This is a genomic window from Staphylococcus sp. EG-SA-2, assembly GCF_017152085.1.
The window spans coordinates 1-543 of record NZ_JACYHC010000138.1 but is presented as its reverse complement, the minus strand read 5'-3'; the positions used below and the strand labels follow the sequence as shown (position 1 = coordinate 543).

At 34.4% G+C, this 543-nt stretch carries 1 protein-coding gene; it reads left to right on the top strand.

The window, feature by feature from the left end:
* Positions 1 to 543 (top strand): Na/Pi cotransporter family protein (locus tag IDG60_RS01355; RefSeq protein WP_206160399.1); only part of this gene is annotated, 543 nt, incomplete at both ends.

Below are 543 nucleotides of genomic sequence, written 5' to 3'. Positions count from 1 at the left end.
ATTTGATTAGTTTGTTACAAGATGTATGGCACTTAAAACCAGCGATGACGATTGCAGTATCACATGGTATCTTCAACATAACAAATACTTTGATTCAATTACCATTTGTAGCAGGTTTAGCATGGATTGTTACAAAGCTTGTCCCAGGTAAAGATATTGCTGATGACTATAAACCTCAGCACTTAAACAAAGATCTTGTTTATCACGCACCTGGTGTTGCATTACAAGAAACTCAAAAAGAATTACAAAATGTTGGTCAGATTGTCTTATCAATGTTTGAAGACATTCGCGAAATTACAAAAGACGATAAAAAATTGATCAAAAAGCTTGAACAAAAGCACCAAGCTGTTGAAACAATCAATGATAGCATTCGAAATTATTTAGTTAGAATTTCTACAAAAGCCATAACGAAGGCTGACGTTGAGCGTTTAGCAGTTATGTTTGATGTCAATCGCTCTATTTTAAAAGTAGCAGAGCTAACAGAAGAGTATGTCGCTCAATTAAAACGCCAACATGATGAAGATATTCGCATTACAGAAGATG